Source organism: Vulcanococcus limneticus LL (assembly GCF_002252705.1).
Lineage (GTDB): Bacteria > Cyanobacteriota > Cyanobacteriia > PCC-6307 > Cyanobiaceae > Vulcanococcus > Vulcanococcus limneticus.
In genome coordinates this window covers 1-22,020 of sequence record NZ_NQLA01000046.1, presented here as the reverse complement: position 1 = coordinate 22,020, position 22,020 = coordinate 1, and the positions used below count along the sequence as shown (strand labels likewise).

The following is a 22,020-nucleotide window of genomic DNA, read 5'->3' as shown; positions in this document are numbered from 1 at the left end:
GCGGCGATGACCGAACGGATCGCCAATGCAGTCTGTTGCTGTATGCCTTGCACCGAAAGGGATCTCAGGGTCGCGGAGCCTTATGGGTAATCAAGTGAGCTCTTGATGTCGAAGTAGTCGAGGTTGGTAGCGCGGTAATGCGGGTTTTCGATCTTGCTGGCGGTGCTGGTGCCAAACAGGCGCAGGTAGGAGCCGCCGTCGGCGTCCTGGGAGTACTCGCCGGGGAAGAAGATCACCACCGGGTGGCGCACCATCGCCGGTTGCAGTGCTTCGATGATCGTGTGGGTGCGCAGGAAGGGATACACCCGACCCGAGCCGGTGATCAGGCTGATCTGAGCGTCATCCCCCAGTGCTTCCATCAGCTTGGGCACCAGGGCAGAGGTGGGCTCCGCCACGTTCTTGAGGGTGCCCAACAGGTCGCTCTTGCTCCACGTCGCTTCGTCTTGGAGAACCACCTCCAAATAATTCCTGTCGTCGAGATCCTTGGCCTCCAGCAGCTGAAGTACCAGCTCGAACAGATCCACGTGCTTCACCCGCAGGCCCTGCTTGCGAAGGAACTGTTCAGCCCCTTTGACCACCACCCGCAGCGGGTCTTCATCGGCTGGGCTGTAGGTCTGGATGAAGATCGGCACCTCCTTGGCCACGCCTCGCATCTCCAGAAAGTCCGGGCGCGTGAGGATCTCCTGCAGGCGCTTGTCGAGGCCGGTCACGCTGCTGCTCATGCCGTCTTCCTCCGGGCAGCGCTTGTCTTCTTGGCCGCAGGCTTGGGAGCAGCTTTCACCGCAGTGTTGGCTGCGGGCTTCGGCGCTGGCTTTGCGCTGGCTTTCGCTGGGGCCTTGGTCTTGCCAGCCTTGGCCGGCCGTGCAGCGGGGCTAAGCAGGAAACCCTCCAGGAGGGCGGGATCGTCGTCCTCCAACAGCTCCTGCACCTGAGGTGACACCAGTGGGCGTTGCACGGTGCCGAGCGTGCCGCCCTTGCCCGCCTTACCGGCCAGTAACCCGGCTTCCCGGAGCATCTGCAGCAAGGCCGATCGCACCTTCTGCTGCGACGAGGGCGCCAAGGCCCCAAGCTCGGGATGGTCGCGCTCGGTGGCCTCATAGAAGGCCGCCATGTCCGAACGGCGCAGCACGGGGTCACGGCTGCTGAGCTTTCCGGTCAGCACCTCTTGGGTCACGTCGGCTGCGATCTGGATGCGCTTCAGGACCGCCAGCCAGGCCATGGCGGTGCGCTCGTCGCGGGTGCCCTTCGCCAGGAGCTCGAGCTGGGGGGTGGTCAGCCGCTGCAGCCTCTGGCGCAACTCCGATTCCAGCCGCTTGGCCGAGCTGGCCGATCGGGCCTGCAGAGCGTTGGATCCCAGCACCACGGCCTTCGTGCGCCCCCAGTCGCCTTGCTCGAGATAGATGCCGGCGATCACGGTCGCCAGTTCAGGCCGGAGACTGGCGGCGGTGAAGCTCAGGCAGTACTTCGGGGCTGCCCCGGCCGCAGTCGCCAAGTGGTCCAACGGGAAATCCTGGGCTGATCTTGGCACCCGTTCTGCTGTTCTGGGAGCCAAGAAGGCGAGCCCCTGCAAGCGATCTGGCCTTCAACCTATGGCCGATCCGCCCAGTGCACCGGCTATCTCCTGCGAAAAACCAGAGCTATGCAGAAATTGCATTGAATCGCGGTTTCTATCCCCGGTTGAGGCCGATGGCATCACCGCGTCAGCCATAGCCAGCAGGCAACCTCACCGACCTGCGGAAGCCTCCAGTACCCGCTCCTCCAGCAGGTCCTCAGCCTGGGCCGACAGCAGATCCAGGCGGGAGATGCAGTAGCCCAGCCGCGGGCCATCAGGAGCAGCTGCCCGGGGGTGCGGCACTGGCGCAGGGCACGCCGCAGGGCGGGATCGGCCTCGGCGTCAGCCACCAGGCGCACCAGTTCAGGCCAGCTCATCGGCGCAATCCACCGGTTCCAGCAGGATCGTGGACCTGTACAGCCGTAGCCAGCATCCTCGGGGCACTGACAGGCCCTTCAGAGAGGAACTAACCGCTGTCGCGCCTGCCAATGGGCCCTGCAGCGCTGTCCCAGTCCCCGCTGACGGTCATGGCCTCCTGCAACAGGCCCAGCCGCCCTGCACCAGCAGTTGATCCGGGCGAGCTGAGGCCCGGCCGCTCGATTCCTGCCAGGTCAGCGCAACGGCCGAGGCCGGCGGCGGATCGGCTGCACCCCAGGCTTGAGCGGCGTCGGGATCTGCAGCTGCTGGTCGGCCCAGTGGGCGGCCAGGGCTGCCAGCAGGCTGTCGCGGTTGCCGTGGATGCGGAGCATGGCGGTGGCTGAAAGTGCTGCCCACCAGCCTGATCTGACTGGCCCGATCAGCGATCGACGAAAGCGACAGCGGCGGGCAACCAATGGCACAACCGCGACCATCGATCGCACCGTTCCCGCTGTGTCCCAGCCGATCTGCTGCGCCCCGTTCTGGCCCCCAGACTGGCCTCAGGTGCAAGGAGCGGTGTGACCACCTCAGCCTCGGTGGTGTTCGTGGCCCACGGCTCACCACTGTTTGCCCTGCAGCCCGGTGCCGCAGGGGCGGCGCTGGCCGAGCTCGCCACGACCCTGCAGCGGCCCCAGGCGGTGCTGGTGATCAGTCCCCACTGGGAGACGGATGTGGCGACGGTGAGCACGGCCAGCCAGCTGGACACCATCCACGACTTCGGGGGCTTTGATCCGGCCCTCTACGCCATCCAGTACCCAGCCAGCGGCAGCCCCCAGGGGGCGCGGCAGGTGGTGGAGGCTCTCCAGTCCGCGGGCCTGCCGGTGAACACTGACCCTGAGCGCGGGCTGGACCATGGGGCCTGGGTGCCGTTGCGCTATCTGTTCCCCGCGGCGGATGTGCCCGTGGTGCCGCTCTCGATCCAGCACCACGGCGGACCGGAGCACGCCCACCGCGTCGGCCAGGCGCTGGCACCGCTGGCGGAGCAGGGCTGGCTGATTGTGGCCTCCGGCAACGTCACCCACAACCTGCGCGACTGGCAGCAGGCCAGCCGCGGCGCTGCCGTCGACACCAGCTACGCCCAGCGCTTCTCCGACTGGGTCGACGTGCAGCTGAGCAGTGGGCAGGTGGAAGCACTGCTGCACTACCGCGACCGCCAGCCCGATGCCGAGCGGGCGCACCCCCGCGACGAGCACCTGCTGCCGCTGTTCACCGCCATCGGTGCAGCCGGGGAAGGGGCCCGGGCCCGGGCGATCCATCGCGGCATCAGCGACCACGTGATCACCATGGACAGCTACGTCTTTGAGCAAACCGTCTGAGCCCTCTGGGGTTTCATCCCAGCCCAATCCAGGCCTGCAGACCAGCGCGTTCCTCAACCGGCAGAAGCCGTCACCTGCTCCTCCAGCAGGTCCTCCGCCTGGGCCCGCTGCAGATCCAGCCGCGAGAGGCGATAGCCCAGCCGCCGGGCCGTCAGGATCAACTCCCCACGGGTCCGGCAAAGGCGCAGGGCACGCCGCAGCGCGGGACTGGTCTCAGCATCGGCCACCAGGCGCTCCAGCTCTGGCCAGCTCATCGGCACAACCCACCGGTAGCTGCAGGATCGCGGATCCGTAGAGCCGTCGCCAGGTTCCGCAGGTCACAGAGAGGCCCGTCCCAGGCCACGGCGCTGCTCGATCAGCTGGGGCTCGGACTGCCGGTGCTGGGAGAGCGGACTACAGACCGGATCAGGGACGGACTGGTGCTCTTCAGCAACAAGCGAAAGCCGCGCTTGGTGCGGAGGGCGGAAGTGGAGTGCTGCCTGCAGCGATGATCGCCCCAGAAGCGCGCAGTCGGCTGGCTCTGCTGACTGCGCAGGATCCACAGGAGGGCACTGTGGCACGACAGCACCAGGGAGGCGACACGCCTCGGCACCAGCGTGATCGTGGTGCCCCACGACGAGACGATCAGGCCCCGCTTCCGTTGGATCGATGCGGTCGACCTCAAGGCATCCTGGGAGAAGGTGATGGATGCCGATGAGCGATCACAGCGAGCAACAGCTCACGGCCCGAGAGATGGTGCGGGCCCATGCCTACCCGGTTCTGGCGGCCCTCAGCACCATCAGCCTGTTGGCCATTGCCCTGCTGCAAATTCCTGGAGCCGTCAAGGCGCACCGCTACAACCAGTGCATCGATGCCCAGGTAGCCCTGAGGCAGGCCAGCAACCTGACAGGCCAGGACGGTCCTGGCAAGTTGATCGATCTCAAGGCGGTGCAGCACTGCGAGGGCCTCTGAACGCCACTCCACGCGTGCTCACCAGCCATGCACGGATCAGTGCGGAGGGCTGGCGAACACGCCGTCCAGCCAGTCGTAGGCACGCTGATGAAACAGCGAGCGCGCCGTCTCCTCACAATGGCCGCCGGCCCCCTCGGCAGCGGTGAAGCGCACGAGCGTCCGGGGACATTGCAGCGCGGCATGCAGCTGCTCCGCGAAGCGTGCGATCGGATCGCCTTCCGCCCAGGTCACCAGCGTGGGGCAGCGGATCTGTTCCGCGCGCTCCCTGAGGCTGTAGTCGCCGGCGATCCGGAAGTAATCGGCGAGGGAATCGAGGCCATGCACCCAGAGGGCCCGCTGAAAGGTCCAGTTCAGGGATGGATTGGAGCGGATCTGGCCCCGCAGGGCTTCCAGATCGGCGGGGGCGATCTCGGGCAGCCGTTCGCGCACGGCAGGGGGGAGCGGCAGGTTCGCCCGCAGCGCCTCGAGCAGATCCCACTGGCCGGGATCGGCGATGCAGGCAGCAAGGCGGTGCTCACCGCTGGCTGCGCGGGGCGCCAGATAGCCGCCGAAACTCCAGCCGATCAGCGCGATCCGCTGTGGGTCCACCTCCGGGCGGGTGAGCGCGTAGTCGACAACCGGACGCACCACGGCCTCCCAGTCGGGGCGGAACACCAGGCCCTGGTGGATCAGGGGTCGGCCCTGGCCGGGGCCGTCGAAGCTGAGGCAGTGGTAGCCGCGGCGCACGGCGGCCACGGCATGGGCAAAGTGCGCCTCGTGCACGGTGGCGTCGTAGCCGTTGGTGGCGATCAGCGTGGGGCGCGGTTGGCCCGTGTCATCGGCACGATGGAAGTAGCCGGGCAGGCTCGTGCCCTCGTAGGGGATCTCCACGGCCTCCACGGCCGGTGACATGCGCACGGCTGCTCGGGCGAACGCCTCGGCCTCCCGATCGAAGGCCTCCACCAGCCGGGCCTCCACAGGCGCACCGAAGAGCGGCAGATAGGACGTGCGGTAGTAATTGCTGGCCCGCAGGTAGGCCTCGCGGGCGCTCACCGAGCGGCCGGCCGCATCACACGATTCGGCGATCTGAAACACGCGATCGGCGGTGGCGGTCCAGGCCCGATACCAACTGTCCGGATTCGCGGGCGTGATCTGCGCAGCCGTGACGAAGCACTCGCCGAAATCAGCTCCCCCATAGAGCGCGTGCGACAGGGCGCGGACTGCAAACCGCTCAAAGAGCGGGTCTTGAAAGAAGATGCCCATCCAGAGGATGTCCTGCCGTCGAGCGAGGCGGACCAAGCATGCTCTGCATCATCACCGAGGACTTCGGCGTTCTCCCCGCTCAAACGGGTCCGGCTGGGATGGGGGGTTTCAGCGTCCTTGGCGCCGGCCGCAGCGGCTTCCGGATCTGCAGCTGCTGCTCCGCCCCATGGGCGGTGAGCACAGCCAGGAGACTGGGGCGGTCGCCGTGGATGCGCAGCATGGGGAGTTCGTGATGGCTGATCTCCAGCCTGGATCGGTCCGCAGAAGCGTGATTTGCTAGGGCCACAAGGGCCCGCATCGAGGCTTTGGTGCCGCCGCGCGGCCACGCCCCCGTGGCGCCGTGCTCGCCTGGTTGCAGAGCAGCGATGCCGCAGACCTCCATCTGGCCAGCGTGACCCTCGGCGAGAACCTGACCACCGCGGGAACAGTGCCGTGGTGCGGGTGCTTGGCCGCAAGCCCAGGGCTGGCGAGGATGGCAGCGTCGGCAACTGACCGTGGCCACCTACGACCTTTCCCAGCTGCGCCGGAGTTACAGCCTCAAAGGCCTGCGCCGCACGGACCTCCACGACGACCCGGTGGAGCAGTTCCGTCACTGGTTTGAGCAGGCCCGCAGCGCCGAGCTGCTTGAGCCCAACGCCATGGTGCTCTCCACCAGCGATGGGCGTCGCCCCAGCAGCCGCACCGTGCTGCTCAAGGCCTTTGATCAACGGGGCTTTGTCTTCTTCACCAGCTACGGCAGCCGCAAGGCCAGCGAAATCGAGGCCACCGGCCAGGTGAGTCTGTTGTTTCCCTGGTACGGCCTCGAGCGCCAGGTGGGGATTCTCGGCCGGGCGACCCGCATCTCCACGGCCGAGTCCCTGGCCTATTTCGTGTCGCGGCCGGTTGGCAGTCGCCTGGGGGCCTGGGTGTCGCAGCAGAGCAGCGTGATCAGCTCCCGCAAGATCCTGGAGATGCAGTGGCAGCACATCAAGCAGCGCTTCGCCGATGGTGAGGTGCCCCTGCCGGGGGGCTGGGGCGGCTACAGGGTGGAGCCGGAGGAATTCGAGTTCTGGCAGGGGGGCGAACACCGCCTGCACGATCGCTTCCGTTACCGACGCAACGCAGGGCCTTCAGGCCAGGTCGGAATCGGGACAGCCGCTTGGATCATCGAGAGGCTCGCCCCCTGACCACTCGGACGAATAGCGGCTGTTGATCAGGGCGCTGAACTGACCATTCCACCCTGGTCCCACCGGTGTTGTGGCTTGGCCCGTTTGGCAGCGATTCAGTGGATCCATGGCACCGCTGGCCGTGGCGACCACCGCGACCTCGCCGACGTGTGAGCCGGTCGATCCCTGGCTTACCCCTGGTCTGCTGAACCTGCTGCGGGCACCAGGAGAGCCCCGGCCGCAGCCAGAGCTTGTGGCCTGAACCCTGCAGTGGCGCCTGGCCCGTGCTGGCCAGCCTGGCCAAGCTGGGAGAAGCCGCCAGCGATTCCCGTGATCCCTCCCCAGAAGCAGATGACCGGGATGCTGGGCCATCCGGTGGCCGAGAACCCGATCGATCGGATGTTCGATGCGGTGTTTGCCCACTACAACCTGCCCTGGCAGTTCTGGAAGAACGACATCGCCACCGAGGCCGACCTGGCCAAGGCGGTCGCCGCCCTGGTGCCGCTCGGCTACAGCGGCATGTGCGTCACCGTGCCCTACAAGGTGGCGGTGATGCCCCTGCTCGATGCGGTCGATGACGATGTGCGCGCCATCGGGGCCGCCAACTACATCACGATCGAGCAGGGTCGCCTGATCGGCCACAACAACGACGGCAAGGGGGTCGTCAAGGCGATCGAGAAGGTGGTGCCGCTGCGCGGCCAGCGGGTGGTGATGCTCGGGGCCGGTGGAGCCGGTCGGGCGATGGCGGTGGAACTCGCCTGGGCCGGTGCCGCCCAGATCACCCTGGTGACCCGCCGCGAGGCCCAGGGGCGGGAGGTGGCGGAACTGGTGCAACGGGCCAGTGGCGTGCCCTGCAGCTGGCAGGCGTGGCAGCCGGAGGTGGAGGTGCCGGAAGGCACCACGTTGCTGATGAATGCCACCCACCTGGGCTGTGCGCCCGAGCTGGAAGCCGTGCCGGTGCGCTGGGAGACGGTGGATCCGAGCTGCGCGGTGGTGGATGTGATCACCAACCCCAGGATCACGCCCTTTCTGGCCACAGCGCGAGAGCGGGGCTGCCGGATCGTGGATGGGGTGGAGATGCTGGTGCAGCTGGCGATGCAGATCTTCGAGCGCTGGACGGGCATCAGCCCGGAGGAGACGGTGTTCCAGCGCGCCGTGGCGGCTGCCCTCGGCGAGTGAGGGGAACGGGTCACGGGCCTGGGACCTGAGGATCGCGTCCCCCGCCCGGCCTGGCGGCACTCGGCCGGATCTGCAGCTCGGCGTAGCCGGTGGTGGGATCCAGCTGGCGCCGAAACTGCCACTCCGGGAGCAGGCCCAGGACCAGCTCGGCGGTGGTGCGCACCAGCGAGCCAACGCCGAGGTGACCGCCGACCACCGCTCCGCTGGAGTCAGCCAGAGCGGTGTGCAGGTGGGCGCCATCGGGCGAGAGCGTGCCGGCCAGGCTGAGGATCTCCAGGTCGCCGCGGATCGTTGTCGCCTCGGCCGCCCCCGCGAAGCGCAGCTGGGCCACCGACAGACTGCCGACGGCGCTGATGACGCAGCCGGCCTGCTCGTGCTGCTGCCCCATCCAGGCCTGCAGCGCCAGGCGCAGATCCTCTCCGGGTTGCAGCCGCAGCGGCACCACCCTCATCGCTCCTGCCCCTCCACCAGCCGCTGCACCATCACCAGGGCATCGACATAGCCCAGCTGCCTGTGGCGGAACGCCCCGGGCAGGGTGCCGACGATCTGGAAGCCGTTCTGCTGCCAGCAGTGGATGCCGGCGGTGTTGGTGCTCACCACCAGGTTGAACTGCATCGCCCGAAAGCCGAGCCGCCGGGCCGCCTGCAGGGAGTGCTGACACAGCCGGCTGCCGATCCGCTGGCGGCGGCAGTGCGCGGCCACCACGTAGCCCGCATTGGCCACGTGGGCGCCGAGGCAGAGGGAGTTGGGCCTGAGGTAGTAGCTGCCCACCACGGTCCCGCCGGCGTCCACGGCCACCATCACCGCCTGGCTCTGCTCCACCCAGGACAGCCGGGCCTCTGCTTCGGGGATGGAGGGGTCGTGGGGAAAGGTTTCACCGGCGCGGAACACCGGCTCCAGCAGGGCCCACACCGCCGGCCAGTCGGCCGGCTCGTAGGGCCGGATCTGCGGTGGCGTGGAGGGCGGAGCCAGGGATGGGGTGCAGCAGCACGGCGATTGTCTCGCCCACCGCGCTGCTGCGGTGTTCTGCATCCCCCATGGGAAGGCGCCCCGTGGGGGGCGCCTTAGCACCGGTCGCGGATCACAGCCTCGGCGTGGGGAGCTGGATCGGGTCGGGTGTCTGGGGTTCACGCATCGCCTGTCTGGGGCCTGGCAGGGAAGGAAAAGGATCACGTCTGTGAGAAGCGATGCTCAAGGCTTGACCTTCTCGGCTGTGATCCCGGCCCGGGTTATGCAGCCCGGGGATCTACACGCGGGAATCCGTTGTGGCGTCTGGCTGTCTGCTGCTACGGGATGGCGTTCGGGCTGCGCCACCAAGGTCACGTTTGTTGCCTCGCCTGTTGGGCGGTCCTCCGCGTTCCGCACCGGCTCGGGTGATCCCTGGCCGGACTCTTGTGGAGGGCGGGGCCCGGGTTGGCTACCGGCTCCCCCCTCAACCTCAAGATACGTCGCATCCCAGGCTCTGGTGTGGCTCAGACGTGCCTGTTTCCGTACACCGCGTGGTCGCTGCGGCAAAGGGTGGAGCAGTTCTGCAGCCCGGATTCGGCCGGTTGACGTCAACAGAGAAGGGGCCGCATCTGCGGCCCTTTGTTGTAGTGGAACCAGCCTCAGCCGTTCGTGCCGGTGCGCTCGGCGGCGCAGCTGCAACCGCAGTCGCAGACACCACCGTTTGAGCACGAACAGCTGCTGGAGCAGCCGCAACCACAGGGGCAGGGGGCGGGCTGGGTGAGGGGGGTGGAACAGGTGCAAGCCATGGTGATTCTCCTGGTTGGGGATGGTCTTGTGGATCGCGGGAGGGGCCTCAGCCCCGCCCACAACCCAACCATGCACTCTCCAGTCGAGTGGAGAGTCAAGGCTCCCAGGGGAGGGTTACCGCACCGGTCCGAGGCCATCCAGGACCCCGCCGAACCGGCCAGGCCCCAACCCACCACTCCAGGTGGGCCCGAGGGAGCCGCGCGCCCGAAGGCGCGAGCTGGCCTTGGTCACCGCAATGGACGCAATCGATCCCATGCCCGATCTGGGCGGCGGCGGCATGGCTGCTGGGCCAGCCTGGGGTGGAGCAGCGCAGTCACTGGTAGCCGGGCCGGCTTGACGGCTTCATCCACCCTGCTGGACGTGGGCTGTGGACCGGGCACGGCCACGCTGTCGTTTGCGGAGCTGGGGTGCAGGATCGTGGCCCTTGAGCCCAGATTGATTCCATCCAGCTCCTACCCCAGACAGGGCATACCCGTCGGATCTTGCTCCGTGGCCATCGATCTTTGCCGCGCCAAACTGAGGCCCACTCCGGCAGAATCACGCGTCCTCGGTCTGTGACGTGTGGCCCGATTGGAAGCGCATCTTGCTGGTATGCCAGGTGATCAGGCGCTGCGCGCTGGCCTCCAAGACCTGGCCCTCGAGCTGGGGGGCACCCTGAGCTGGCTGGATGCCCGCAACGCCACACTGGTCCTGAACACAGGCTCCAGCGGCCTGAGCGTGCAGGTGCTGCTGGAGCTCAGCCACCCAGGCAAGGTGGGGGTCCTGGTGAGCAGCCGTGAGGGCATGGGCCGTGGGGCACCGCTCAGCCGACAGGCCCTGGAACAGGTGCTGGCGGGGTTGATCCGCCTGGGTGACCAGGCGGTCATCCGCTTTCGATCGGATCGCGATGGGCCGGTGCGTCAGACCATGGCACTCCGCTGAAACGAAACAACAACAACCGCCATACCGCCTATGGCGTACTACATCGTTCACCCTACACATTGTGACGCCGGTGTTTTCATCAGGGCTGTCCGTTCTGCATGGTGAGGTGACTTCACCAGCCACGACGCACTGGATGCCGCAACGACTCGCTCCCCCGGCCTTGGCACGGGCTCTGCAGCACACCATCGCCTGGGTGCTCGATCAGCCCGTTGCGCCGCCCCTGGTCGGCCAATGCTGCGATCGCCTGCGCCCTGCCCCTGTGTTGCGGGACCTGGAGCGCGCCCTACGGCGCTGCGGCAACGGACTGGTCGCCCTGGTGGACTGGCGCTGGAACCACCAGCTGGGCTGCGCCGAGGGATTCCTCTGGCAGGGCAATGAAGTGCACCGCTTCCACTGGTGGCGCGCCACAGATCGGCTGGAACTGCAGAGCCAGCTGCGCTGCACTGTCGCTGCTTCCTATGGTCACCCGGCCAGGGTGCTCCAGGTGGTCAAGTCCTGAATTCGGGGGAACCCCAACCTGGGGGACCAAGGCCTACGCCCCAACCCCATCTCGCCTACTGGCCGTTGTTCTCCAGCTGCTCCAGCCCCTTGCGCAGCAGCAGCTTGCCGCCCTCGATCATCCGCTGCTGGTCGCCCTTGAACTGACAGCTGGCGGTTCGATGTTGAACAGTTCTGCTGAAGGGCACGTACCAGATGGCATCGAGCTTGCAGAAGTTGCGACCCTGCTTCTGCGGCACGTCCTCAAGCAGCTCACCGCTGAGGCAGCGAAAACCGGTGCGGTCCTTGCCCTCCCGCAGGCAGGTGCCCAGGTTGCGCACGAAGATCGGCTCGCCCTTCTTCTTGAACGTCTGGTTGGCGAAGCCGGCGAACGACACAGGGTCGTAGCTGAAGGGAGCGGCCTGGGCTACGCCAGTCAGCACCGACAGGAGCAGCAGGGGGCGGAGCAAGCGCAGCACCGGGGCGTGGGCATGGTGGGGACGCCACCATCATCAGGGGATCTGGGCTCACCTCGCCACGCCCCGTTTCCCACGCCCCCAATCGCCTGCACCTGGTCGCGGCCCTGTCACCTGGCGGCCCTCCATGGCGGCATCGGCCCGTGCGATCAGATCGAGCCAGCTCTGGGCCGTAAGCAGCAACCAGGCCGGACCCAGAGGGCATGGAGACAATGATTGCCCCCTAGGTTGTTGGCCAGCAGAAGTCCTGAGCCCGGGGCCTGCCTGCCTCGCACCCCCATGCTGCTTGCTTCCCCCCGTTCCTACATGCTGCTCTCGGTGGCAGCGGCAGTGGCAACCATCCTGCTGAAGACATGGGCCTGGCGGCTCACGGGATCGGTGGGCCTGATGTCCGACGCGATGGAATCAGGGGTGAATCTTGTGGCCGCGATCGGTGCCTTCTGGGCACTCACCCTCGCCGCCAAACCAGCCGATCGCAACCATCACTACGGCCATTTCAAGGCTGAGTACTTCTCAAGCGGCCTTGAAAGTGTACTGATCGTCGCGGCGGCCCTCGCCATTATCTTCGCCGCCGTCGGGCGGCTGCAGCAGCCCCAGCCTCTTGAACAACTGGGTATCGGTCTTGCCATCTCCCTGCTGGCAACGGCGCTGAATGGTCTGGTGGCATGGGTGCTTCTGAGAGCTGCCAAGCGCTTTCACTCGATCACCCTGCGGGCCGATGCCCATCATCTGCTCACAGACGTCTGGACTTCATTCGGCGTCGTTCTGGGCATTGGGCTTGTGAAGGTGACAGGGCTGACGATCCTCGATCCGTTGATCGCGATCGCCGTGGCACTGAATATCATCATCACTGGCTGGAGGCTCTTCCATGAGACCGCATCAGGCCTGCTTGATCGTTCACTATCAGACGACGACCATCGCGTGCTGGAGCAAGTGCTTGCTTCCTACGAAACGGAGGACATCCGCTTTCATGCCCTGAGGACGCGTGTGGCCGGTTCACGGCGATTCGTTTCCCTCCATGTCCTGGTTCCAGGTCGTTGGACCGTACAGGCCGGCCATGACCTATGCGAGCAAATTGAGAAAGAGATTGCGGCCACTCTGACTCGAACCCATGTTCTGACCCATCTCGAACCCCTTGAAGATCCAAGCTCATGGGACGATCAAGGATTCCGCTGGGAGGAGAGCTGACAACCCGAAACGAGTGCTCTGGCTAAGCGGCTCTGACGGGGTGTTGACCTGCGTGACTGACCTGCGTGGCAGTCCCTGAGGGCGGGCACAGCGCCAAAGACCTGCCCATGCCTCTCACCACCTGCACCAGCACCGCCGAACTCGTGGACGACATCGGCAGCGCCAGGCGGCAATCAGACCATGGATCGTCAGCCCATGTCGGATGGTGGGTCGTAGGTGCCGTGAAAGCCGATTAAGACACGCTCAAAGGAATCGACGTAGTAGCGCGAGCCGGCCGGAATCGTGATCACAACGCCGCCATAGACGACGCGCATAGCCTGGGTTGCCCGTCGCTCCTGTGCTTCATCCCAGAGGTTGCTGCTTGGCTGCAAGGCAGGATCCCTCGGAGGGCTCCAGAGCGACTCTCGCTCCTCACCCAGATCGGCGTGCTTCAGCAGGCTCACCAGGTGGTGGTGATGCTGCCTGGCCGCAATATCTGCTGCCGTTTCATTCGCATAGGTGCGTGTTCCCAAGGAAGCACCAAGACGAATCAATTGGCGACAGGCTGCTTCCTGGCCCGAGCGGGCCGCCTGGTGCAGAAAGGTCCACCCCGAGAAGGGGTTCTGGTAGCGACTGCACCCGCCTGCAAAGCGTTGGTCTGACTGCCAGACGCCAAGGACAAGGTCCCAGTTCCCCCGTTTGGCCTGGGCATAGTGCTCTTCAACGGACTTGCGAGCTTCTGCCACTGCTCAGCTGGAGCCTGATTCCCGATCCCAATGGTATGGGCCCCGCCCTCCCAGAAGGCGACAGCGACCCACCGGGGTGACAACGGGGCACCTCCCTGCTAGTACAGGTGTACGCATCTCGGTGTCGCCGTGGTCCTTCCGCTTCCCCTCTCCGCCGAGCCCTGCGTCGACGACTGGCCCTACCTCGATCAGGCCGTTCTCGCACAGAGCCGCAGCCGCCAGGTCTGCATGACCTGCCATTGGTTTCGCCACCATGCCGGCGCCAGCTGCATCCCGCTGCTCACCTGCCAACTGCACCGCGGCCTGATCGCCCATGGCGAGCACCTCACGCGCCGCTGCCCCGGCTGGACCGACGACCAGGTGCGCCAGCGGGGCTGGGCGCCGGAAGGGTCATGACCAGCGCCACGAGCCAGACCGCAGGCGCCAGCAAACGGCCGCCACTCTCCTCCAAAGAAGGGGGCTCAGTTGCGATTGCTGGCCACGAGTGGGAACCTCACCACACCCCTGGCGGGCCGAAGCAGGCGTTGGTGTTCCGCTTCTGCCGGCGCCAGTGATCAGGCCTCAGGGCAGCGCGGAGGAATCACCCCCCGCCTTGACAATCGGCAGAGCCCGCAGCCGGCCGCCGTGCCCAGGCTGGCCGTGAGCCACAGGGCCGCCGCCGAGGTGAGGCCCTTGATCGGAGCACTGCTGTGCTCGCTCTGCTGTTGAAAGATCAGCCCGGCGCCAATGAAGCCCACCCCGGTGGTGATGCCCTGCACGGTACGGCTGAGGGCGTTGGTGGCGTTGAAGTCCACCCCGGCCTGGAGGATCAGCATCACGAAGAAGGCCGAGCCCACGCTCACGGTCATGTAGGTGCGCAGACCAGCGGGGCGCTTGACCCGATCACGGTTGATGCCCACGGCACCGCCCGCCAGAACCGCCAGGCCGATGCGGAAGAAGATTTCGCCCCAGTCGTCTGGTGAGAAGAACAGATGGGAGGGATCGGCATAGGCCATGGGCGACAACCTCTCCAGCAACCAATCGGCCACCATCACCCCCCTCGGGGATTCTGTCCGTGCGCGGGGACACCCCATGGCAGCGGTCGGCAGGCTCTTCGAAGGATCAAGGCCAGTGCCCATCCACAAGGGAACCGTTCCGGACCAGACGGTCTGAGCTGATTCACACTCCACCAACCCACCTGAGGTGCCCCCGGAGTGGGCCCAGACCCGCCCCCCGCGCGGCCCAGAGCATGGGCTTTGGATCATCGCGACGGATCGATGGATCTAAGGTTTGGCACAAACGTGCGCGCGGTCAATTCCTGGCTTGCTGGGAGCAAAACGGTAGAAGCGATTCGGCTCAGCAACAACATAAATGCTGTCATCCGGCCCAAACGCCAGGCCTTCAGGTTGAGCGACATCCGACTCAAGCCCATGATGACCACGCTGTAGGCGCAGCAGCAACGAAGGATGATCTTTGTCGTCAAATCGGTAGACACGCCGAGATTCATCGCTGAGGAATGCCATGGCATTCCAGCTCTCATTAAAGGAAATCGAAGACACATCACCCGCCAGATCAGCCAGGGATTGGCTGGGGTTCCAGATCGAAAATGACAAGCTGGTTGGCTGCGCAAGCATCAGACGATCAAACCCACTCACCTCTACGATCTGCAGTGGGTTCTTTTCATTGGCCAAGAACAGCCGATTGCCGCGATGATCCCAGGACAGGCCCTCGATTCCCTCGTTCTTGCTGCGGTTGAACGAGATGGCAAGAGTGTGGGAGGAGAGCGGCTTGACCTGCTGGGTGGTCGAATTCAGGCGCGTACCCCAGATGACATTTCCCTTTTCACTGGCAATCACAAACAGATCGCCGGAGACGTGGCTGATCGCCTCAAGATCGTCCCCAAAGGTGGTCGGCAGGATTCTGAGGACTCGGCCACAGGGACCGATCTCCACCACCCGCCTTGGTCCATTCAGTACCGCGAACAGCGTATTGGTGGCCGCGCTGTAAGTGAGGCCCGAGATATTACGACGAATCCCCTGAAGAGCCAGCCCCTCCTGGAGGACGACATAGCCAGTGCTGCCAGCCCCAGAAGCCGCCTCGAAGGTCCAGTAGCTCCAGAGACGCCTAGGGAACCAGGCGATTACGGCCATGAGTCCACAGCCAAGGGCAAATGCCAGGGCCATGCCCTTTAGCGGCCGGTGACTGGTAGTGATCTTTTCTGTCAAGCCAGCATGGCTGGGATTGATCAAGCCTACACGTCAACTACGCGGCGAATTCGCAGACAACTGTCCAGCCAAGGCGAGTGTTGGATTTGGACATGATCTACCCTCCTACATCTTAGTAGAACCATGTGTAGCTGGAGAGGCGCTGATGGCTTCGCATGGCGGAATTGCCTGCTGCCCATGATTCATCAATGCAAACCAATTGATGGCGAACTACAGGATGGGTGCTGTTATGAGGCAGGAGCTCGCAGGACTGCCATCGGGGGCTGGCTCCTTGGGTGGATCTAGCTGCTGAGTCTCAACTCCAACGTCATCTTACCTGACGACTGCATGCAAGTAATTTAGCGCCATTGGATAGGCCGTATTCATGTCTTCACTTCAGGCCTGCTCTGCCGCCCGCTGCCTGAGAGCCTCCATTAGTCCGGCGTAGTTGAGCAGGATGTCCTTGAGGCCTGACTGCACGGCGGGTTGGTTGAGGACCTGCTGGGTCCTCATGGCCGTGTGGGCCTCGAGCGCCGTGATGGAAGACACCCTGCCCATCAGCCGCAAGGAACTCAGCTGAGGGCAGGCAATCGTGCTCCGGGGCCAGAAGCGGCAGGAGGGCTGGCGGGTCTGCGAGCCGCAGTGGAGAGGAGAGCCGTGGGTGGGGCGAAGTGGGAGCGGCGGTTTGCCCTACTGACACCCCGGATCAGATGGGTTAGTCCATAGGTAGACACCCGACCGGGGGTTCACCAACAGCTCCCGCAACTGGTGCAAGGGCCCTCAGCACAGGGGGCCCTTCTTCATGGCATAGCCCACCCCCACAACAAAGCCCGGAGCGTTGACCCCAGGCGCTTGTCTGCTCAGCCGTGGTGCCGTCCCAAGGGGGTCGGGCGCAGCTGTGCGGTCGGTTGATCGTGTTCGGATCAGGTGTTTTCAGTTGTGGGCAGAGCCGCTGGCGCTGGCACCTGGGGCCAGGTGTCTAGGGGGACGTTCCATTGGGTCCGGGGCACCTGAGGCGGTGCAGAGGACGGCGACAGGGCTGTTCAGACAGACCAGCGACACGCCTGGAACGTCACATCTTGTTCTGAACGTTGGAGCAGGGGCCGGATCGTCAGCGCACTCCTGGCTGGTGCTCAGGGGGGGTGTCGTCCATCAGCGGAGCCTCCGAATCCCGTTGGCATCACGATGGATCCGGCGGCTGGAGACAGCAAGAGCGGCAGCGGGATCAACATCCCTCGTTACCAGCGGTGACGGCCCTTCATGACGGAACGAGCGGCACAGAGCCTCGTCGTGCTGCTGGCGCAGGCAGCCCCGATCCTGATGTGTCGATCGCCGCTTGTCAGCTCAGAACTGGATCCCACTGCACCGGGCTGATGATAAACAACACATCCCCCGCCTGCAGCTTCACATCGCCACGGGGATTGGCCAGGGTCGCCCCGGAGCGCTGCACGGCCAGCACCATCACCCCATGGTCATCGCGCAGGCGACTGGAGGCGATGGTCTGACCCACCCAGGGGTTGTCCTCGCGTAGGGGGATGCTGTGGGTCACGAGATCAGGCAACACCACCCTCAGGTCATGCACCCTGGTCGCCTCCGGCGCCAGGCTGCGAGCCATCCGTCGCCAGTCGCCGCGCACATCGCCGATCAACTCCTTGATCCGCTCACGTGGCACCAGCATCCGGGCCAGTACGCGGGAGAAGACCTCGATCGACACCTCCAGCTCATCGGCGATCACCTCATCGGCCCCCAGCTGGGTGAGGGGCTCCACCTCCCGCAGGTAGCGCGTGCGGACCAGGATGAAAGCACCCGGTGCAAGGCGTCGGGCGAGCTCCACGATGCGCCGAGCAGCGCCGGGATCATCGATCACCACCACGATCGCCCGGGCCTGATGGGCCCGCACCAGCTCGAGAATGGCCGGCTGGCTGGCGTCGCCGTAGTAGATCGGCAGGCCTTCGCTGCGGGCATTCCGCACGAGGGCGCTATTGAGCTCAACCACGGCATAGGGCACCTCACAGCGCCGGCAGCTGGCGGCCAGGTTGCGGCCGGTCACACCGAAACCCACGATCAGCACGCTGGGGGCCTCCTGCGGCGCCGTGCCCGCGAGCCCCTGCCGAGTGCGGCGGTCGCTCCAGCGGCCGAGCGGCGTGGAGGCCAGCTGCTCCGCCAGCTTCGGGGCGGCCTGGATCAACAGCGGTGTGGCCAGCATGCTCAGAACGGCCACCACCAGCACGCTCTGAAACACCTCCTGCGAGAGCAGGCCGGCGCTGACACCCGCCTTGGTGGCGACCAGCGAAAACTCACCCACCTGGGCCAGGGCCATGCCGGAGAGAACGGCCTGGCGCAAGGGCAGTCCCACAGCCAGAGAGGCGGAGGCGGCGATCAGCGGCTTGATCAGCAGCACGACGGCCGTGAGCAGCAGCATCGGACCGAGATTGCCAGCCAGGACCTTCAAATCGAGAAGCATGCCGATCGAAATGAAGAACAGGCTCATCAGCACATCGCGGAACGGCAGCATCACCGCAACCGCCTGATGGGAATAGTCGGATTCCGAAAGGATGAAGCCCGCAAGAAAGGCCCCAAGCGCCAGTGAAAGGCCGAGCGTCTGGGTGAGCACAGCAATGCCCACACAGAGCATGAACACCCCCAGGAGAAAAGCCTCGGAACTGCGGGTGCGGGTGATGCACTCCAGCACCCAGGGCACGATCCAGCGGTAGGCGCTGTAGCAGAAGGCCGCCACCAGAAGCACCTTGAATAGCAGTGCGCCCAGATCGGCCAGGCCGCCGCCGCCGCCGCCCTTGCTAGCCAGTCCCGCCATCCCCGCCAGCAGCGGTGCGGTGAGCATGACCGGCACCACGCCGATGTCCTGATAGATCAGGATCGAGAGAATCGAGCGGCCATGCGGGGTTTCCAGTTCGCCTCGGTCCTGCAGAAGCCGCAGCACGATTGCCGTGCTCGAAAGCGCCACCACGAAACCGAGATAGACGCTCTGCTGCGGCACCAGGCCCGTGAGAGGCAGCAGCAGGGTGACAACGGCCGCAGTGCCGAAGAGCTGGACCGTACCGCCGATCGCGAAGAAGCGCTTCAGTCGCTCCAGATCAGCAATCGAAATCTCCAGTCCAATCACAAACAGCAGCAGCACCACCCCGATCTCGGCCAGCAACTCGATCTCGTGGGCATTGCGTACCAACTGCAGCGCATGGGGTCCGGCGATCACCCCGGCCAGTAGCAGCCCGATCGCCGAGGGCAGCCGCAGGCGATGGCACACCACCGCAGCGGTGACCGACAAGGCGAAGATCGTGACCAGATCCAGCAACAGGCTCTGCATAACCGCCAAGCTCCGCAGCAGAGTGCGCAAGCTACCGCCCAGTAGCACGACTTAAGCGCCTATCTCACCTGGGTCAGCAGACAGCGAGCATCACGTGTCGGAGTGGTTGGCGGTCGGTGAGGTCTGCCGTATCCCATGCTCGTCCCCTGCCAGCTGCACCGCGGCCTGATCGCCCACGGCGAGCACCTCACCCGCCGCTGCCCGGGCTGGACCGATGAGATGGTGCGCCGGAAGGGCTGGGCGCCGGAAGGGGCATGACCAGTGCCATGGGCACGAGCACCAGGGGCCAGAGCGCTGGGGCGAGTAAGCGGCCGCCGCTGTCCCCCAGGGAGGGCTGGCTCAGCGACGGCCGCCATGTGCTGCACTTTCGGCCCACCCTCTGGGACCGCTGGACCCAGCGGCTGGAGGTGACCAGCGGCGAGCTGCTGCCGGATCAGCCCGTACCGCTACTCAAGAACCACAAGGAACTCACCCGCGAGCAGGCGATCGCGCTCTGGCGCCAGAAGCGGCAGGAGGGCTGGCGGGCCTGTGCACCCCAGTGGCATCTGCCGCCACCGCCTTTGGCGTGAGGAGAAGCAGCCCAAACGATCCACGCTGCTCCCCCTCTGCAGCCCAGGGCAATGCGTGTAATGGCCGATTGTGCGGAGCTGCTGGCGGAGCGAATCTGAGTCCATCAACCCAGGGAGGAGCCATCGATGGCTGACACCCCACCTCAGCACGCTTAGAAGCAACGCTGACCGCAGGCCCCTGCTCCAACAGTCTTCACCCATCCGTGGGCGGGTCGTCAGTTCAGACACCGAATGTTCGTCTGAACCGTCGACACTCCATCCGCACCGCCTCAGGTGCCTTCCGGAGAACCAGCTGCCCCACACCTGGATTGCTCGGCCCCAGGTGCCAACGCCAGCCGCTTCACAAGCCCATCCCACGCTCCAGCGTGATGACATCACGACCCCCGGGGCCAACCTCGGGGGTTTCGTCTGTCAGTCCAACCAGCCCCGCGCCGCCGCCAGGCGTGAGGCTTCCTGCACCGCCTCAATGCAGCGCTGGGCGCGGCGTTTGGCGTCGTCCTGGCCCTGGGCCCGCAGCAGGTAGCCCTCCAGGGCCTCCGGCGTTTCGATCACCGCCAGCAGGCCGGTCGCGCGCGCCCCGAGGGAGCCATCGGCCAGCAGACGGCTCACCAGGCCCAGCTCCCACAGCTGCTGCCCGGCGGATCCGGTCGAGAAAAGCTGCCGCTGGAGCAGGGCAAACAGGTCCTGCTTGAGGGCAGACAGCTGGCCGGCGCGCAGACGGCGGCTGTTGGGCAGTCCCGCCGCCGGGCCCAGACCCGGTTGGCGGGCAGCCGCTGGAGCCTGAGCGGCGGAACCGTGATCAACACTCCAGCTCAGACCCGTGCCCGGCAGCCCCAGGGTGGTGCGGGCACCGCCGCCTCGGGTGACCGGGATGTTGAACGATGCCCCGCGGCCACCGACCGAGATGGAACTCAGGCCACCCTTGGCAAAGTTGAAGCGTAGGGGGCCCAGGCGGGCGGAGCGGCGGAAGCGGAAACCCATGGGGTGCGATGCGGTCAGGGGATTTGGGGGATCCGGTGATCAACGCTCACCGGAGCGATAGAAGCCATAGGGACAGCTCGCGGTCTGAGGAAGAGATCGGACCGGCTGCTCGGGCAGGGCATTCCCAACCAGCGAAAGACTGGGCGGCAGCGCCACCGCCAGGACAGACCAGACCACCTGCAGGCTGCAGCAATCTCCAGCCTGACCGCTACTGCCAGCTGCGGCAGATTGATGCAGAAACTGCATAGCAGAGGCCTCAGGTCAGACTCCAGGAGTGCCAAGGCCATCCCTGCCCCTGCTGCTCACGGCCCTGCTGGTGGTGAGCAGCCCGGTGCCATCAGCAGCCCAGCCCCTGGGCGGCGCGGCCACGGTGGTGTCGATCGGTGATGGCGACACGATCCGCGTCCGCCAGGCCGGCCGGCTGGTGACGGTGCGGCTGGCCTGCATCGACGCCCCGGAGATGGCCCAGGCCCCCTATGGAGCCCAGGCACGCCATTACCTCCAGATCCGTCTGCAAATCGGCAGCAGCGTGCGGCTGATCCCCCAGAGCACCGACCGCTATGGGCGCACCGTGGCCGAGGTGATCGGCGGGGTGAATCTCAACCTGGCCCTGGTGGAGGACGGACAGGCCTTTGCCTATCGCCAGGTCCTGGCCGGCTGCAACGCCCGCGAGTATCTCGATGCGGAGTATCGGGCTTCCCGCCGGCGCTATGGCATCTGGCAGGTGTCCGGCGGCATCACCCGGCCGTGGGACTTCCGGCGGGGAAAAAGCGCCAGGCAACAACCTGGTGCAGGAGCCTCTGGATCCAGTGGCCTGAATCCCACTGGCAGGAATCCGGTCCCATCGGCCATGGCGACCCCGGACCAATCCGCAGGCACCACCACCCCAGCCGGCGGCGGTCGCTACCGCTGCCGCGAGATCGGCTCTTACGCCCTCGCCCAGCAACTACTGCGTGAGGGCCACAGCTACCTCGATGGCGACGGCGACGGGGCGGCCTGCGAACGCCTGCCCCGCTGACACTCTCTTCACAACAGCCCAACCCACACCCGCTGGCGCGCCGCAGCAGCAACACCACCTCCCGCTTCTGCCGGAAGCCCTGGCGATGGGCAGGAGGGTTCCCGGTATCAACGCCCGCAATGCCACATGAGACGGGCCCATGAGACAGCCTGCGCTCTTGGCAGTCCCTGGCAGGTATGCCGAGGACATGGCAGAACTGCGGTCTTCGTCGGCTCTCTCCGGACCCAATCCTCCCGGCGGGACCAACCCTTCAGAAACCTAAACACGCTTGCGAAACCAGGGAAGCCCCTGCAGTTCAAGGTGTTTCAAAAAATGGGTCGCCTGAGATTCGAACTCAGGACCAATCGGTTAAAAGCCGAGTGTCAATTCCGAGATTCCCTGTCCACGACTAGCTCTCAGCTCAGTTGTCCCAAGAAAAGTCCCAAGGATTGGTTTGGTGGATCCCCATTCTGCGGCAATACCAAGCTGATGAGACTCACGGCTCCCCCCGACCCCGATCGCTCCCCATCGAGCCCCCCAGCGCCAGCCCGGCCAGGATGCTGAGCCCCTGGCTGACGGCGTCGTCGATGCGGCCCTGGGGCCGGGCACAGAACAGCGCCA

The 22,020-nt window shown here is 66.0% G+C and carries 25 protein-coding genes; 11 read left to right on the top strand and 14 right to left on the bottom strand.

The window, feature by feature from the left end; genetic code table 11:
* Nucleotides 1-80 precede the first annotated feature (80 nt).
* The 4 genes from CJZ98_RS14240 to CJZ98_RS18440 form a co-directional block, all read right to left on the bottom strand.
* Nucleotides 81-722 (bottom strand): DUF1788 domain-containing protein, encoded by a 642-nt coding sequence (locus CJZ98_RS14240; protein WP_094591792.1) that lies wholly within the window; start codon nt 720-722, stop codon nt 81-83.
* The gene (locus tag CJZ98_RS14235; protein WP_255082640.1) at nt 719-1,528 is read right to left on the bottom strand and encodes a BrxA family protein; all 810 of its coding nucleotides are present in this window, start codon (nt 1,526-1,528) and stop codon (nt 719-721) included. The genes CJZ98_RS14240 and CJZ98_RS14235 overlap by 4 nt, the downstream gene beginning before the upstream one ends.
* 195 nt (nt 1,529-1,723) lie before the next feature.
* On the bottom strand, nt 1,724-1,855 hold the full coding sequence (locus CJZ98_RS19390; RefSeq protein WP_255082631.1) for a hypothetical protein: 132 nt from the start codon (nt 1,853-1,855) through the stop codon (nt 1,724-1,726).
* 308 nt (nt 1,856-2,163) lie between these two features.
* The gene (locus CJZ98_RS18440; protein WP_157911014.1) at nt 2,164-2,301 is read right to left on the bottom strand and encodes a hypothetical protein; all 138 of its coding nucleotides are present in this window, start codon (nt 2,299-2,301) and stop codon (nt 2,164-2,166) included.
* A 186-nt stretch (nt 2,302-2,487) separates the two neighbouring features.
* On the opposite strand from CJZ98_RS18440, the gene CJZ98_RS14225 reads away from it, so the two are divergent.
* A complete protein-coding gene (locus CJZ98_RS14225) occupies nt 2,488-3,285 on the top strand; it encodes a DODA-type extradiol aromatic ring-opening family dioxygenase (RefSeq protein ID WP_094591790.1) in 798 nt (265 codons plus the stop codon).
* A gap of 53 nt (nt 3,286-3,338) precedes the next feature.
* Here the strand turns inward: CJZ98_RS14225 and CJZ98_RS14220 are convergent, their stop codons facing one another.
* Complete coding sequence (locus tag CJZ98_RS14220; RefSeq protein ID WP_094591789.1) at nt 3,339-3,539, bottom strand: Nif11-like leader peptide family natural product precursor; 201 nt, start codon at nt 3,537-3,539, stop codon at nt 3,339-3,341.
* A gap of 439 nt (nt 3,540-3,978) precedes the next feature.
* On the opposite strand from CJZ98_RS14220, the gene CJZ98_RS14210 reads away from it, so the two are divergent.
* Nucleotides 3,979-4,236: a hypothetical protein gene (locus tag CJZ98_RS14210; RefSeq protein WP_094591787.1), complete on the top strand. Its 258-nt coding sequence runs from the start codon at nt 3,979-3,981 to the stop codon at nt 4,234-4,236.
* A gap of 36 nt (nt 4,237-4,272) precedes the next feature.
* Here the strand turns inward: CJZ98_RS14210 and CJZ98_RS14205 are convergent, their stop codons facing one another.
* Nucleotides 4,273-5,514, bottom strand: a complete 1,242-nt coding sequence (locus CJZ98_RS14205; protein WP_198537827.1) for an alpha/beta hydrolase family protein — start codon at nt 5,512-5,514, stop codon at nt 4,273-4,275.
* A 458-nt stretch (nt 5,515-5,972) separates the two neighbouring features.
* Here CJZ98_RS14205 and pdxH point away from each other — a divergent pair, with 458 nt between their 5' ends.
* Nucleotides 5,973-6,644 carry a pyridoxamine 5'-phosphate oxidase gene (gene pdxH, locus CJZ98_RS14195; protein WP_232756491.1) on the top strand — a complete coding sequence of 224 codons (672 nt, stop codon included), beginning with the start codon at nt 5,973-5,975 and terminating at the stop codon, nt 6,642-6,644.
* 309 nt (nt 6,645-6,953) lie between these two features.
* Nucleotides 6,954-7,802: a shikimate dehydrogenase gene (gene aroE / locus CJZ98_RS14190; protein WP_232756490.1), complete on the top strand. Its 849-nt coding sequence runs from the start codon at nt 6,954-6,956 to the stop codon at nt 7,800-7,802.
* 10 nt (nt 7,803-7,812) lie between these two features.
* On the opposite strand, the gene CJZ98_RS14185 is transcribed toward aroE, so the two are convergent.
* Both CJZ98_RS14185 and CJZ98_RS14180 read right to left on the bottom strand, forming a co-directional pair.
* Complete coding sequence (locus CJZ98_RS14185) at nt 7,813-8,253, bottom strand: PPC domain-containing DNA-binding protein (protein WP_094591782.1); 441 nt, start codon at nt 8,251-8,253, stop codon at nt 7,813-7,815.
* Nucleotides 8,250-8,714: a GNAT family N-acetyltransferase gene (locus CJZ98_RS14180; protein WP_232756489.1), complete on the bottom strand. Its 465-nt coding sequence runs from the start codon at nt 8,712-8,714 to the stop codon at nt 8,250-8,252. The genes CJZ98_RS14185 and CJZ98_RS14180 overlap by 4 nt, the downstream gene beginning before the upstream one ends.
* Before the next feature lie 1,434 nt (nt 8,715-10,148).
* On the opposite strand from CJZ98_RS14180, the gene CJZ98_RS14175 reads away from it, so the two are divergent.
* A complete protein-coding gene (locus tag CJZ98_RS14175) occupies nt 10,149-10,478 on the top strand; it encodes a hypothetical protein (protein ID WP_232756488.1) in 330 nt (109 codons plus the stop codon).
* A 160-nt stretch (nt 10,479-10,638) separates the two neighbouring features.
* The gene (locus CJZ98_RS14170) at nt 10,639-10,977 is read left to right on the top strand and encodes a hypothetical protein (RefSeq protein ID WP_094591779.1); all 339 of its coding nucleotides are present in this window, start codon (nt 10,639-10,641) and stop codon (nt 10,975-10,977) included.
* 55 nt (nt 10,978-11,032) lie between these two features.
* Here CJZ98_RS14170 and CJZ98_RS14165 read toward each other — a convergent pair whose 3' ends face one another.
* Complete coding sequence (locus tag CJZ98_RS14165) at nt 11,033-11,434, bottom strand: hypothetical protein (protein ID WP_094591778.1); 402 nt, start codon at nt 11,432-11,434, stop codon at nt 11,033-11,035.
* A 276-nt stretch (nt 11,435-11,710) separates the two neighbouring features.
* Here CJZ98_RS14165 and CJZ98_RS14160 point away from each other — a divergent pair, with 276 nt between their 5' ends.
* A complete protein-coding gene (locus CJZ98_RS14160; protein WP_094591777.1) occupies nt 11,711-12,619 on the top strand; it encodes a cation diffusion facilitator family transporter in 909 nt (302 codons plus the stop codon).
* A 188-nt stretch (nt 12,620-12,807) separates the two neighbouring features.
* Here CJZ98_RS14160 and CJZ98_RS14155 read toward each other — a convergent pair whose 3' ends face one another.
* Nucleotides 12,808-13,344, bottom strand: a complete 537-nt coding sequence (locus CJZ98_RS14155; RefSeq protein WP_094591776.1) for an ankyrin repeat domain-containing protein — start codon at nt 13,342-13,344, stop codon at nt 12,808-12,810.
* A gap of 129 nt (nt 13,345-13,473) precedes the next feature.
* Between CJZ98_RS14155 and CJZ98_RS14150 the strand changes: the two genes are divergently transcribed.
* A complete protein-coding gene (locus CJZ98_RS14150; protein ID WP_094591775.1) occupies nt 13,474-13,740 on the top strand; it encodes a galactose oxidase in 267 nt (88 codons plus the stop codon).
* Between the two features lie 158 nt (nt 13,741-13,898).
* On the opposite strand, the gene CJZ98_RS14145 is transcribed toward CJZ98_RS14150, so the two are convergent.
* From CJZ98_RS14145 to CJZ98_RS14135, 3 genes are all read right to left on the bottom strand, one after another.
* Complete coding sequence (locus tag CJZ98_RS14145) at nt 13,899-14,339, bottom strand: MgtC/SapB family protein (RefSeq protein ID WP_094591795.1); 441 nt, start codon at nt 14,337-14,339, stop codon at nt 13,899-13,901.
* A gap of 267 nt (nt 14,340-14,606) precedes the next feature.
* Complete coding sequence (locus tag CJZ98_RS14140; RefSeq protein WP_198537825.1) at nt 14,607-15,572, bottom strand: SdiA-regulated domain-containing protein; 966 nt, start codon at nt 15,570-15,572, stop codon at nt 14,607-14,609.
* Between the two features lie 1,294 nt (nt 15,573-16,866).
* Nucleotides 16,867-18,852, bottom strand: coding sequence for a monovalent cation:proton antiporter family protein (locus CJZ98_RS14135; RefSeq protein ID WP_094591773.1), 1,986 nt, complete (start codon nt 18,850-18,852; stop codon nt 16,867-16,869).
* 135 nt (nt 18,853-18,987) lie between these two features.
* On the opposite strand from CJZ98_RS14135, the gene CJZ98_RS19385 reads away from it, so the two are divergent.
* Nucleotides 18,988-19,110, top strand: coding sequence for a hypothetical protein (locus tag CJZ98_RS19385; protein ID WP_255082635.1), 123 nt, complete (start codon nt 18,988-18,990; stop codon nt 19,108-19,110).
* An 8-nt stretch (nt 19,111-19,118) separates the two neighbouring features.
* Nucleotides 19,119-19,421, top strand: a complete 303-nt coding sequence (locus tag CJZ98_RS14125; protein WP_094591794.1) for a DUF1651 domain-containing protein — start codon at nt 19,119-19,121, stop codon at nt 19,419-19,421.
* Between the two features lie 411 nt (nt 19,422-19,832).
* Here CJZ98_RS14125 and CJZ98_RS14120 read toward each other — a convergent pair whose 3' ends face one another.
* Nucleotides 19,833-20,402, bottom strand: coding sequence for a DUF4236 domain-containing protein (locus CJZ98_RS14120; protein ID WP_094591772.1), 570 nt, complete (start codon nt 20,400-20,402; stop codon nt 19,833-19,835).
* Between the two features lie 274 nt (nt 20,403-20,676).
* Between CJZ98_RS14120 and CJZ98_RS14115 the strand changes: the two genes are divergently transcribed.
* Nucleotides 20,677-21,420, top strand: coding sequence for a thermonuclease family protein (locus tag CJZ98_RS14115; protein ID WP_232756487.1), 744 nt, complete (start codon nt 20,677-20,679; stop codon nt 21,418-21,420).
* Nucleotides 21,421-22,020 lie beyond the last annotated feature (600 nt).

Coding starts and splice junctions, on each gene's coding strand:
- CJZ98_RS14145 (WP_094591795.1), bottom strand. CDS start 14,339: ATGGCCTATGCCGATCCCTCCCATCTGTTCTTCTCACCAGACGACTGG.
- CJZ98_RS14135 (WP_094591773.1), bottom strand. CDS start 18,852: ATGCAGAGCCTGTTGCTGGATCTGGTCACGATCTTCGCCTTGTCGGTC.
- CJZ98_RS14220 (WP_094591789.1), bottom strand. CDS start 3,539: ATGAGCTGGCCAGAGCTGGAGCGCCTGGTGGCCGATGCTGAGACCAGT.
- CJZ98_RS14240 (WP_094591792.1), bottom strand. CDS start 722: ATGAGCAGCAGCGTGACCGGCCTCGACAAGCGCCTGCAGGAGATCCTC.
- CJZ98_RS18440 (WP_157911014.1), bottom strand. CDS start 2,301: ATGCTCCGCATCCACGGCAACCGCGACAGCCTGCTGGCAGCCCTGGCC.
- CJZ98_RS14210 (WP_094591787.1), top strand. CDS start 3,979: ATGAGCGATCACAGCGAGCAACAGCTCACGGCCCGAGAGATGGTGCGG.
- CJZ98_RS14185 (WP_094591782.1), bottom strand. CDS start 8,253: ATGAGGGTGGTGCCGCTGCGGCTGCAACCCGGAGAGGATCTGCGCCTG.
- CJZ98_RS19385 (WP_255082635.1), top strand. CDS start 18,988: ATGCTCGTCCCCTGCCAGCTGCACCGCGGCCTGATCGCCCACGGCGAG.
- CJZ98_RS14160 (WP_094591777.1), top strand. CDS start 11,711: ATGCTGCTTGCTTCCCCCCGTTCCTACATGCTGCTCTCGGTGGCAGCG.
- CJZ98_RS14120 (WP_094591772.1), bottom strand. CDS start 20,402: ATGGGTTTCCGCTTCCGCCGCTCCGCCCGCCTGGGCCCCCTACGCTTC.
- CJZ98_RS14175 (WP_232756488.1), top strand. CDS start 10,149: ATGCCAGGTGATCAGGCGCTGCGCGCTGGCCTCCAAGACCTGGCCCTC.
- CJZ98_RS14125 (WP_094591794.1), top strand. CDS start 19,119: ATGGGCACGAGCACCAGGGGCCAGAGCGCTGGGGCGAGTAAGCGGCCG.